Below are 11,821 nucleotides of genomic sequence, written 5' to 3'. Positions count from 1 at the left end.
CGTTTTTTTCTGCATGACGATCATCCAACCCGATACGCCGACCCGTACCCGCCCCGGCGAAGAACTAGACCGGGCGGCTCTGCAGGCTTACCTGTCTGACCAGATCCCCGCCCTCGGTGCCATTACCAACATTGCCCAGTTTCCCGGCGGCTACTCGAACCTGACCTACCTGCTAACCACCAGCAACCGGGAGTACATTCTCCGGCGCCCGCCCTTTGGGGCCAAAGACATCAAGGGCGGCCACGACATGGGCCGCGAATATCGGGTGCTCACTATTCTGCAACAGTCGGGCTACAAACCGATTCCTGAGCCCGTCGTTTTCTGCGACGACGAGTCGATCCTGGGCTGTTCGTTTTACATCATGGAACGGGTGCAGGGGGTGATTCTCCGCGCCCAGACGGCTCCGAAACTCGGTATTCCGGCCGATGTGATGCAGCAGCTGTCTCTGGCTCTGGTCGATAGCCTCGTCGACCTGCATGCAATCTCCCTTCACTCGACGGATCCGACGCGGCTGGGCCTCATTCAGCTGGGCAAACCCGAAGGCTACGTACAGCGGCAGGTGGCGGGCTGGCACAGGCGCTACGGGGCCGCTCAAACCGACGTGATTCCGGACATGGACGCGCTGGCCCGCTACCTGACCGACCAGCTCCCGCCCGACAACCCGAACCCGACCCTGCTCCACAACGATTTCAAATACGATAACGTAGTCCTGAACCCCGACAACCTGCCCGACATCCGCGCCGTACTCGACTGGGAGATGTGTACCGTGGGCGACCCGCTGATGGACGTAGGCACGTCGCTTTCCTACTGGGCCGAACCGACCGACGATCCGTTCCGCAAAACGTTCAACCTGACCTGGCTACCCGGCAATCTGACCCGCCAGGCATTTGCCGAGCGGTATGCCGAGCGGAGCGGTCGAAACATCGACAACCTGCTCTATTATTACGTATTCGGCCTGTTCAAAAACGCGGTCGTTATTCAGCAGATCTACGGTCGCTACCGGAAAGGACTGACGCAGGACCCGCGCTTTGCGGGTTTGCTGGCGGGTGTACAGGCGCTGGCCCGGGCGGGCGTACAGGCGCTGGAAGCCGGCCTCATCTAGTGTGCTGCGCTCTCCACGGTTTACCCGCGCGTAGGGCTGTTTCTTAAACCGGCATAGTTCTTGCAATAATCCTGATTACTCTCAAAATCAGATTAGTATGAAGACCGTGCGGTTTATTGTCAATCTCGTGGTGGCCATTCTGCACATCACCCTAACGCTGGTACTGGCCATCGGCTTTCTAGCGTTCATCATTCCCGGTGTCCTGGCCCAGCAGTCGCTGAAATCGTAGTATTTTGCTACCACCGTGGTCCGTGTCCTCACGGACCACTTACCCGGCAGGTTTTGTTGCTGACGCATATGAGACGCAAGGGATTGCGTCTCTACCGGCGGACGGCGCTTTCGGTGACTTTGGTGGAACGGGTGCGGACGGCTGAAGCGATGAAGAATCCGGTGGCCTGGCGGCCGTTCGGGTTGGTGTTCACAATATTGGTCGGTACGTTGGCGGGCGGGGTGGCAAACAGGCCGCCGTTGGTAATCTGCTGGCTGAACTGCTGCCAGAAATCATACGCTTCGACCGTCAGCGACTGTAGCTCGACCTTGACCGAGTCGTTCAGCGCGTAGAGGCTATCCGGGTTGATCGACTGCCGGAACGGGCGGATGAATACCAGCCCGTCGGTATCGGCGCTACCCGAGAACGACGCGTCCTTCAGGGTAATAATGTCGCTGGGTTTGTTGGCCAGCACGCCGTTTCGGTAGTATTTCACCCGATAGTAGTCCGTAGCGCCCCGAAAATCGCGGGCAAAAAACTCGGCCTGGTACCCTTCTGTGGCTGACAGGGGGTTAATCTTCTCTTTCCGGAAAATAATCGAATCGATTGCTGGCACCCGGTTCATGCGTGAGCTGGCTGTGTAGGTGTCGCCCTGATAGGTAATCGACAGCCGGTACGTTCGACCGATGCGGCCCAGCGTGTCTTTGGCGGCCGGTGTCCAGGTGTAGTACCCGTCATTGTCCGAATCGGTAAAGGCGTAGGTCTTGCCGGTATTGTCGGTTACGACCACCGTTGCGCCCGCGGCTACCGGCGGAGCGCTGTTATCGAAATAACCGGCCGTTTGGGTAAGCCGGATGGTTTGCGGGCCGGGCTGGTCGGTCAGTGTGCCGTCTACAGACAGCTGGGCCGGACCCGTATCGAGCCGGGCATCAATAACCGTTTCGCAGCTGGCCAGCGTGATACCGGCCAGTATCGTGAGGACGTAGTAACGTGTGTGTTTCATAAGCAAACGCCAGTTTCGGAGAGCTGGCCGGGAAAACGCGTTATTGCCGAACCTGCCGGAGCGGTTCGGCACCACCCTAGAATTTGAAGTTATAGGTCACCGACGGAATGGCCGTGGCAAATACCGAATACCGGATAGCCTGCGTCAGGCGCGGGTTATCGGCATCGGGCTGGAAGAACACCGAAAATGGATTCTTGCGGGCGTAGACGTTATAGACCGAGAAAACCCAGTTGTCGGTTTTTCGTTTGCCGGGCCGTTGCCGCCCCTGTAGGGTAGCCGCCAGATCGAGCCGGTGGTAGGGCGGAATACGGTAGTTGTTACGGCCCGAAATGACCTGCCCCGTAAAGCCACCAAACTCGAACCGGTTGGTCGGGAAGGTAGCGGGCGTTCCGCTGGCCAGGGTAAACGTAGCCGAGAAATTCCAGCGTTTGGCCTGGGGCGGATCGACAAGCAGTACCGTTGTGAGCGTGTGGGGCTTATCGAAACGGGTCGGGAACCAGCCGCCACCGTTAATACCGGCCACCTGCCGTTCGGTACGGGCCAGCGTGTAACTTACCCAGCCGTTTACCGTTCCGCGGTTGCGCTTGATATAGAACTCGGCCCCGTAGGCCCGGCCTTTTCCGCTGAGCAGATCACCTTCCAGAAACTTGTTCAGAATCAGGTTCGCCCCGTCGATGTAATCGATCTGGTTTTGCAGCCATTTGTAATACACCTCTACCGACGCTTCGAATTCACTACCCGATCCGTTCGAGCGGCCAAAGTTTTTAAAGAATCCACCCGCAATCTGGTCGCCGATCTGCGGTTTGATGTTGTTGGTCGATGGCGTCCAGATGTCGAGCGGGGTCGAGGCCGTCGTGTTCGAGATCAGGTGAATGTACTGCGCCAGCCGGTTGTAGCTGAGTTTGAGCGAGCTGTTGTTACCCAGTTCGTACTTGGCCGAAAAACGCGGTTCCCAGTTGCCGTAGGTCTGAATGGTTTCGCCCCGTTTGTACTGTATGGTCGTAATGGGGAAGCGGCTCGTGCCCAGCGGTACGTCGGTCGTGAACGCATAGGCATCGCCGGGTCCGACGTAGTTGAAGAGCGAGTACCGGAGGCCGTACTGCAGCTGAAGTTTGGGCGAAACCTGCTGCTCGTTGCCGATATAGACCGCATTCTCGAGCGCGTACTTGCTGGTAAGCCCGAAAGTACGAACGTCGCCCGAGCTGGCGGCCGTAGCCGTTCCGGGCTGGAAATCGTGCAGAATACTCTGCCCACCGAACGTAATGGTGCTCTTGCCCAGAAACAGCGTAAAATCGGGTTTGATGCTGTAGTCGACGATGCGCGAGTCGGTCCGGAAATAGTCGTTGGCGTTTTCGGGACGGCGTTTCAGGTCGGAGTCGAGCGAGTAGTCGTAGTTGCTGTAATAGGCCGTCGTATTGAGGAATAACTTGTCGCTGAAGACGTGGTTCCAGCGGGCCGAGGCTGTGGTATTGCCCCAGTTGAACCCGAAATCGGCCCCGAACACATCGCGTCCGAAATAGCCCGACAAAAACACCGTGTTCTTGTCGTTGAAGCGGTAGTTGGCCTTGGCCGTAAGGTCGTAGAAATAAAACTTGGCGCCTTTCAGATCATTGTTCAGGAACGGCTGGGCCAGAATATCGGCGTACGACCGGCGCCCCGCCACGATAAACGACCCTTTGCCTTTGAAGAGGGGCCGCTCATACGATAACCGGCTGAAGATAAGCCCGATGCCGCCGTTTAGCTCCGGTTTCTTGGCGTTTCCTTCTTTGAGCCTGACGTCGAGAATAGACGACACACGACCGCCGTACAGGGCCGGTATGCCGCCTTTTACGAGTTTCACATCTTTCACCGCGTCGGGGTTGAAGACCGAGAAGAAGCCGAACAGGTGGCTGGAGTTATAGACCGGCGCTTCGTCGAGCAACACCAGGTTCTGGTCGATACTACCTCCGCGCACGTTGAAGCCCGTAGCGCCTTCGCCCACGGTCGACACGCCGGGCAGCAGCTGAATGCTCCGCACCACATCGACTTCGCCCAGCAGCGCCGGAATCCGCTGGAGGGTTTTCACATCGATGCGGTTGACGCTCATCTCGATGTTTTTGACGTTGTCATCGTCGCGTTTGGTCGACACGACAACTTCCTGCAGCTGCCGGCCTTCTTCTTTCAGCTCCAGGTCGAGCCGGATGTTCTGGTCGGTCAGGGTCAGGGTTTTGTTTTGTTTCTCGTAGCCAACGTAGGTGATGACCAGGTTGTAGGTACCGGCCGGCACCGTAACGGCGTAGAAGCCGTAGCTGTTGGTTACGGCCCCCGTGGCGGTTTCTTTGACGTAGACCGATACGCCAATCAGGCCTTCTCCATTCGATGCATCTTTTATATACCCGCTGATGGTAAACTTGTCCTGGCTGGCCGCTCGTGGGCTGGCGTTCTGATCAGCCTGGGCCTGCGCATATACAGTGGGCATGAGCAGAACAGTCAGGCATAACAGCCTGATTAATACAGTTTGTTTCATGGTGGTCGTGAGACTGGCCTACCTACAGGTTGGCAGGCTGGGCGTATCCGTTGATGACAACGCAAAAGTAGACCCCTATAAGTTCGGACTAACCGAAAAATAGACAAAGCCGTCTTTTTAGAGGGTGAACGGCACGCTGGTCTGTATGAAGCATCTGTATATATACTCAGCCCGCCATCAGTTACCGGCGTCCTGTTTCTCGATTTTGCGGATCAGAACAGCAGCTTCTTTGGCGGTTTCCTGCGGAAATTCGGTCGGCAGGTTCTCCAGCAGGTCGGCCACAATATGTCCGATGATGATCTGCTGATTGAGCCGGTCGTCGCTGGGTATTACGTACCAGGGATTGTTGCGGGTAGCGGTCGCGTTGATGGTATCGGCATAGGCGCGTTCGTAGTCGGGCCAGAACTGGCGCTCTTCCAGGTCGTTCTCCGAGAATTTCCATTGCTTTTCGGGATCCTTCAGCCGCGCAATGAGCCGCTGGCCCTGCTCTTCTTTCGACACGTGCAGATACAGCTTCACGATTGGGAATCCATTCCGAAACAGGTAGTCCTCGAAATGTACGATGTCGGCAAACCGCTGTTTCCAGAGATCGGTGTCGCTTTTGGGCAGCAGGTTAGCCGGAATGTATCCTTCGCGCAGCCGCTCGGGATGCACCCGCATGGCCAGCACCTCTTCGTAATAAGACCGGTTAAAGACCCCGATATAGCCCCGCTCGGGCAGCTCCTGCCAGAACCGCCACAAAAAGTCGTGCTTCATATCCTCTTCGGCCGGTTTCTTGAAGGGAGCGATCTTGAACCGCGATGGGTTCACCCCCCGAAACACCCGCCGGATACTGCTGTCTTTACCCGCTGCGTCCATAGCCTGGAAAACAACCAGCAGGCCATATTGGCCGTGGGCGTGCATTCGGTTCTGGGCCTGGTCGATGCGCTCGGCCAGGCGGGCCAGCTGCTCATCGCGGTCGGCCTCGTCGGTATAGAGCGGGTCGGTTCGGGTAGGAACGTCTGGGGAGAATGTCTGGCGACCGTCGTAGCGGAACCGCCTGATGTTGAGTTTTTTCATGGCTGCTGGCGGCTCCTCCGGTTGGTAGTAGCCGCATTTTACTGACCCCGAATAACGGGGATCAGTTTCTGTAATTCCTCAAACCGCTTTTTGTCGGGCTTGGGCTCTTTGATGGGTAATTTTTTCAGTTCTTCGATGATGATCCGGCCTACGAGCAGCCGCATATTTTTCTTATCATCGGCCGGAATAACGAACCAGGGCGCGTATTTGGTAGCCGTTTCGTTGATCGCTTCTTCGTAGGCCTGCTGGTATTCATCCCAGTAGCCGCGCTCTTTTACATCGCCTTCGTCGAACTTCCAGTTTTTGTCGGCGTCTTCGATGCGGGCAATGAGTCGGTCGGCCTGTTCGTCTTTCGACACGTGCAGGTAAAATTTGAGCGTAACGAAGCCATTGTGATGCAGGAACTTCTCTACGTCGCGGATGCCTTCGTAGCGGTTTTTGAAGAGTTTATCGAGGTCTTCGGTTTCCGATTCGGGCAGGCGCTGGCTCTCGGTCAGGATCTCGGGGTGGACCTTCGTCACGAGCACTTCTTCGTAGTAAGACCGGTTGAAGATGCCGATCGTACCGCGCTCGGGCAGCTCGCGCCAGCTGCGCCACAGCCAGTCGTGATCGAGTTCCTGTTCGGTAGGCCGTTTGAACGAGTAGACCCGTACGCCCGTTGGGTTAGTACCGGTAAATACGTGCTGAATGGTTCCGTCTTTTCCGGCCGCATCCAGCGCCTGGAAAACCACGACCAGACCATACTGGTTATGGGCGTACATCTTTTCCTGCCACGAGTCGATCTCGGCGGCCTGTTCGCTCCGCCTGCTTTCGTAATAGTCTTTGTCGGCGTACAGATCGTCAACTTTGGTAGGGGCTTTTTTGATCCTGAACGGCTGGGAGCCATCGTAGCGGAAACGGTCGAGGTCGAAGTCTTTCACGGCAAACTTTACGGGAAGCAGTTACGTTATGGAGATGGTGCTGACAAACTCAGCCTACTTCAATAACCTCTATTCAACCGAATGGTTGCGATCTCCCTTTGTCGGCGCCTGACTGCCTTCTCGATAGCCTTGCTTTCGGCCACCGGACTATCGGCGCAGGCGCAACCGGCCGTTGCGAAAAAATCGACTGTTATGACCACAAGCCAATCAGCAAACGTTGAAAAAGCAACCTTCGGAACAGGCTGCTTCTGGTGTACCGAGGCCCTGTACGAATCGCTCGACGGCGTCTATGACGCGGTATCGGGCTACGAAGGCGGCCAGAAACCCAACCCGACCTATAAAGAGGTATGTACCGGTACAACGGGTCATGCCGAATGCGTTGAGGTCACCTACGACCCGGCCAAAATTACGTACCAGGAGCTGCTCGAAGTTTTTTTCCGCAGCCACGACCCAACTACGCTCAACCGCCAGGGCGCTGACGTAGGCACGCAGTACCGGTCGGTTATTTTTTACCACAACGAGGAGCAGAAACGCCTGGCCGAAACGGCTAAAGACGAGCTCAACAAAGCGGGCGCCTACAACAACCCCATTGTGACGGAGATCAGCCCGGCCACGACTTTCTACGAAGCCGAAGCTTATCACCAGAGTTATTTTGCCAACAACCCCGAGCAGGGCTACTGCGCGTTCGTTATCGCGCCCAAGCTTGACAAGTTCAGAAAAGTATTCAAGGAGAAACTGAAAACAGAAGCTGCTCACTAAGCGCCTTCGTCTCCTCCAGAAAAGGCCCCGAATCCGGGGCTTTTTTTATAGGCGTACTTAAGTAAAAATACGCACACAGCCGATATAGACCGGGCAGTCAACAAAAAAGCAGACTAACATAATCAGCCTGCTTTCCAATTCTATCCACACCATTGGGGTATGAAGACCCCTTTGATACTGTACACAAGCGATTATTTGTCAAAATTGTTCGACATTGACTCGATTAGCTCTATAAAAGTGCAATATTGACTCACTTAAGGCTCAGGCCTAAGTTCTTATCCACTGAGTAATAAGTAAGTATGCGTGCATCCGTAGCGGCACCGATCAGGCGGGCAGGTACACGTGGAATGTCGATCCTACGCCCGGCTGGCTGCTGGCGGTTATGTAGCCGCCGTGGTTGGTGACCACTTTCTGGCAGATGGCCAGCCCGACCCCCGTACCTGCATAATCCTGCTTGCTGTGGAGCCGCTGAAATACCTGGAAGATGCGGTCGGTATACTTGTCGTCGAAGCCAATGCCATTGTCAGAAATGGTAATCCAGCAGTACACGTCCGACGCCCGGGCCGGGTGAACCGGGGGAGGCAGCTCGGTTGCCTGTACAGACCGGGCGGCAATAGACACCTCCGGGCGGACCGCCGGGCGCCGGAACTTGAGCGCATTGCTGAGCAGATTCTGAAACAGCTGCCCCAGCTGCGTTTCGTCGCCTTCTACTATGGGCAAATCGCCTACCCGAATCTGCGCTTTACTTTCTTCGATGGTGATCGATAGCGTATCCAGCGTTTGCCGGACAATTTCCTGAAGCGACACCCGATTGAGCGTAGCCTGCCGGGTAGCTATCCGCGAAAAGCTCAGCAAATCCCGAATCAGCCGGGACATCCGGTCGCCCGAGCGGGTGAGCCGCTCCAGCAGGTCGACCCCGTCGTCGCCCAGCCTGTCGCCGTAGCGCTCCTGCAGGATAGACGAGAAAGACTGGATCTTACGCAGCGGTTCCTGCAAATCGTGCGATGCGATATAGGCAAACTGTTCCAGGTTTTCGTTCGACCGGCTCAGGTCCTGATTGGCTTCGTTAAGGGCGCGGGTGCGCTGCTTTACCCGCTCGTCCAGTTCCTGAGACAGGGCCCGGTAGCGCTCCTGCCCCCGCTCAATGACCTGGCGGGCCAGCACCTGATCCGTTACGTCGATAACGACCCCCATAACGCCGGTAATTTCGCCGTCGACCTCCCGAAGCGGATAATACAGATAGTCGAAGTATAACGACTGCCGCTGCCCACCGCGCACCAGCTCGACGGGGGCGGCCCGCTGCACATACGGTACCCCCGTGGTGGCCACCTGCTCGAGCAGTTTATCGAATCCCTGTCCTTCTATGTCGGGCAGGGCGGTGAGCAGGGGTTTGCCGACGATCTGATCGAGCGGCCGATCGACCAGGGCCGCAAAAGCCTCGTTGGCCATGCGGTACACAAAATCGGGTTCGCGCCCTACGATCGACAACACAACCGGCGCCTGTTCGAATATTTGCTGCAGGCGTTTTTCGTTGGCCTCCAGCTGCTGGCGCGCCCAGATTGTCTCGCTGACATCCTGAACGATACCGGCAAACCGAATAATGCGCCCCATCGAATCGGTAACGGTTCTACCTTTGGCCTGTACCCATCGGTACCCACCGGTTTCGGTTTGCGTCCGGAAGGTAATGTTATGCTCACCGGTACCCTGCGGATCGAGCGCCTGTTTGTTGGCCAGCCGAACCGACTCCCGATCGGCCGGATGAACGCGCTTCAGCAGGGTATCGGCCGTTATGGTTGCCTCGGGAGGCAGGCCGAATAGCTGCTTGCATATACCCGACCACTGGGCCTGGTGCGTGTTGAAGTTATAATCCCAGGTACCAACCTGGGCGGCTTCCAGAGCCGCTCTCAACTGCTCGATTTCCAGGGCATTTTCAGGCTCTAATGGTTGGCTCTCGCTACTCATATCCCCACCGGCTCATTCCATCCGGCTCATCTGACGGCTAATGTAACACAATCAGAGCGAGCGATTCTATAGTTAAAAGGTATTTTAACTATACGACTAATGTCCAACCGTATCGTAGCGGATTATACCGGCAGAAAAACGCTGAAGGTAGCGCCCTGGCCGGGCTCACTGGCAGCCGTAATAGCCCCGCCATGGTTGACCGCCACTTTTTCGCAGATGGCCAGTCCGATGCCCGTACCGGCGTAGTCGCGCTTGTTATGCAGCCGCTGGAATACCTGAAAAATACGATCCAGGTACTTCTCATCGAACCCAATGCCGTTATCGACCACATCGATCCGGTAGTAGCTGCTGGCCAGCCGCGCCGGTTTGACGGAGGGTGGCAGCCTGAACGCCGACAGCGTTTCCAGCCGAACGTCGATCTGGGGTACGCGCCCGGGCTGGGTAAACTTGAGCGCGTTGCTGAGCAGGTTCTGAAACAGCTGTTCGAGTTGCGACTGATCGCCCTCAATGACCGGAAGCGGCTCAACCCGCACCACCGCGCCCTTTTCCTGAATAACCAGTTCGAGGTCCGTCAGCACCGTATTGACTACGTCGGTCAGCGGTACCGATTCGACCATTTCCTGCCGCATGGACACCCGCGAGAAATTCAGCAGATCGCGGATCAGGGTAGACATCCGGTTGGCGGCAGCCTGCATACGCTCTACATACAGCCGCCCCTCGCCCAGCTGCTGGCTGTATTCGGCCTGCAGCAGATCGCCAAACTGCTGCACCTTCCGGAGGGGCTCCTGCAGATCGTGCGACGCGATGTAGGCAAACTGTTCCAGATTCTGGTTCGACCGGCTGAAGAGTTCATTGGCCTCGCCCAGTTCGTCGTTGAGCCGGGCGTATTCGTCGTTGGTCGAGGCCAGCTCCTCGTTGGTGGCCGCCAGCTCTTCGTTGGCGGCCATCAGCTCTTCGGTTCGGCGCTGTACTTCCTGCTCCAGCTCACCCGACAGGGTTCGGTAGCGCTCTTCGCTGTCTTCGATCTTACGGCGGACCATCACCTGCTGCGTCACGTCGGTAGCCACCACCAGTATTTCTGAAACAATTCCCTTTATATCGATTCGGGGCTGGTACAGAAGATCAACGTAAATCCGGTCGAGCCGGTCGTTGCGGACCAGATCAACCGCAACTTCGTTGGCACTGAAGGGAACACCGGTCTCGATCACCTCCCGCAGCAGCAGGTCGAAACCCTGTCCGGCCAGCTCCGGCAGGGCTTCAAGCAGCGGCTTACCAACAAGCTGCTCAGGCCGGCGCCCTACCAGAGCCCCATAAAAGGGATTGGCCATCTGGTAAGTCAGGTTCTCTTCGCTGATGATAGCAATACCCACCGGCGACTGTTCGAACAGCGACAGCAGTTGCACCTGGCTTTCTTTGACGAGCTGCTGGGCCAGCACCTGGTCGGTCACATCGACCGCCATATTCATAACCCCGTATACCTGTTCCTGTTCGTCGAATATGGGCTGGTAGGTGAAGTTGAAATAAAACGTACGCAACTCCCCGTCGATGATCAGTTCACACCGATCCGCAACGGCCTGGTAGGGATTACCCGTTGTATATACGTTGTCCAGAATAGTCAGGAAGGGTTGTTCGCGGAGTTCGGGCAGTACCTCGGCCAGTGGCTTACCCAGCACCCCGCTGCCTTTGCCCCAGAACTGCAGCATGGGCTCGTTAGCGATGGAAATAACCAGGTCGCGCCCGACAAACAGGCTGGTAGCAACGGGGGCCTGCTCAATCAGCGACTGAAATCGCCGTTCGCGTTCTTCTACCTGCTGACGGGCCAGTACCTGTTCCGTAACGTCCTGCGCCACACCGGCCAGCCGGTAGGCTTTACCCTCCTCGCCAAAGTAGGCCTGCCCCCAAAAACGCACCCAGCGTAGCTGATTATCTTCGGCTCCCAGGGTTCGGTGGGTAATATCGTAACGCCCGTCGGCCTGGGCTGTCAGGGCGTGTTGTACCGCTTCTTGCACCCTACCCAGATCGTCGGGATGGATATGACGAACGGCCTGTTCGTACGATAGTGAATCCGTATTTGTTACGCCAAACAGACGCTGACACCGGTCATCCCAGTCTACCTGGTTCGTCTGGGGGTCCAGCTCCCAGACGCCCAGCCCAGCGGCCTGCAGTACAAAATTAAGGTCAAGGCGCTCAGTCAGGGATTTGAGGCCCAATGGATTAACGTCACCATTCATTGAGTAAGTGGGAAGGCTTGTCAGCTAACCTAATAATAGATTAACGAAATATATTAACCAGATAACGACGT

General features: G+C 56.8%; 9 protein-coding genes. 3 read left to right on the top strand and 6 right to left on the bottom strand.

Features of this window, described 5'->3' with window-relative positions; genetic code table 11:
• The first annotated feature begins 13 nt into the window (after window positions 1–13).
• Window positions 14–1,102: a phosphotransferase family protein gene (locus tag EQG79_RS18570; protein WP_129603156.1), complete on the top strand. Its 1,089-nt coding sequence runs from the start codon at window positions 14–16 to the stop codon at window positions 1,100–1,102.
• 97 nt (window positions 1,103–1,199) lie between these two features.
• On the top strand, window positions 1,200–1,331 hold the full coding sequence (locus EQG79_RS31480) for a hypothetical protein (protein ID WP_255376582.1): 132 nt from the start codon (window positions 1,200–1,202) through the stop codon (window positions 1,329–1,331).
• Between the two features lie 91 nt (window positions 1,332–1,422).
• On the opposite strand, the gene EQG79_RS18565 is transcribed toward EQG79_RS31480, so the two are convergent.
• From EQG79_RS18565 to EQG79_RS18550, 4 genes are all read right to left on the bottom strand, one after another.
• Entirely contained in the window at window positions 1,423–2,313 is an 891-nt protein-coding gene (locus EQG79_RS18565) for a DUF4249 domain-containing protein (protein WP_077923038.1), read from the bottom strand.
• Window positions 2,314–2,389: 76 nt separating this feature from the next.
• Window positions 2,390–4,771: a TonB-dependent receptor gene (locus EQG79_RS18560; RefSeq protein WP_236648862.1), complete on the bottom strand. Its 2,382-nt coding sequence runs from the start codon at window positions 4,769–4,771 to the stop codon at window positions 2,390–2,392.
• A 225-nt stretch (window positions 4,772–4,996) separates the two neighbouring features.
• Complete coding sequence (locus EQG79_RS18555; RefSeq protein ID WP_129603154.1) at window positions 4,997–5,878, bottom strand: PPK2 family polyphosphate kinase; 882 nt, start codon at window positions 5,876–5,878, stop codon at window positions 4,997–4,999.
• Window positions 5,879–5,916: 38 nt separating this feature from the next.
• On the bottom strand, window positions 5,917–6,798 hold the full coding sequence (locus tag EQG79_RS18550; RefSeq protein ID WP_129603151.1) for a PPK2 family polyphosphate kinase: 882 nt from the start codon (window positions 6,796–6,798) through the stop codon (window positions 5,917–5,919).
• A gap of 192 nt (window positions 6,799–6,990) precedes the next feature.
• Between EQG79_RS18550 and msrA the strand changes: the two genes are divergently transcribed.
• Window positions 6,991–7,557: a peptide-methionine (S)-S-oxide reductase MsrA gene (msrA, locus tag EQG79_RS18545; RefSeq protein WP_129603536.1), complete on the top strand. Its 567-nt coding sequence runs from the start codon at window positions 6,991–6,993 to the stop codon at window positions 7,555–7,557.
• Window positions 7,558–7,881: 324 nt separating this feature from the next.
• Here msrA and EQG79_RS18540 read toward each other — a convergent pair whose 3' ends face one another.
• Together EQG79_RS18540 and EQG79_RS18535 are read right to left on the bottom strand one after the other, a co-directional pair.
• Window positions 7,882–9,519: an ATP-binding protein gene (locus tag EQG79_RS18540; RefSeq protein ID WP_129603149.1), complete on the bottom strand. Its 1,638-nt coding sequence runs from the start codon at window positions 9,517–9,519 to the stop codon at window positions 7,882–7,884.
• Window positions 9,520–9,641: 122 nt separating this feature from the next.
• The gene (locus EQG79_RS18535; protein ID WP_129603147.1) at window positions 9,642–11,750 is read right to left on the bottom strand and encodes a PAS domain-containing sensor histidine kinase; all 2,109 of its coding nucleotides are present in this window, start codon (window positions 11,748–11,750) and stop codon (window positions 9,642–9,644) included.
• Between the last annotated feature and the right edge of the window lie 71 nt (window positions 11,751–11,821).

Origin of the sequence: Spirosoma sordidisoli (assembly GCF_004138325.1) — a bacterium.
In the GTDB taxonomy this organism is placed as follows: Bacteria; Bacteroidota; Bacteroidia; order Cytophagales; family Spirosomataceae; genus Spirosoma; species Spirosoma sordidisoli.
This window is presented reverse-complemented; position numbering and strand designations above follow the sequence as displayed.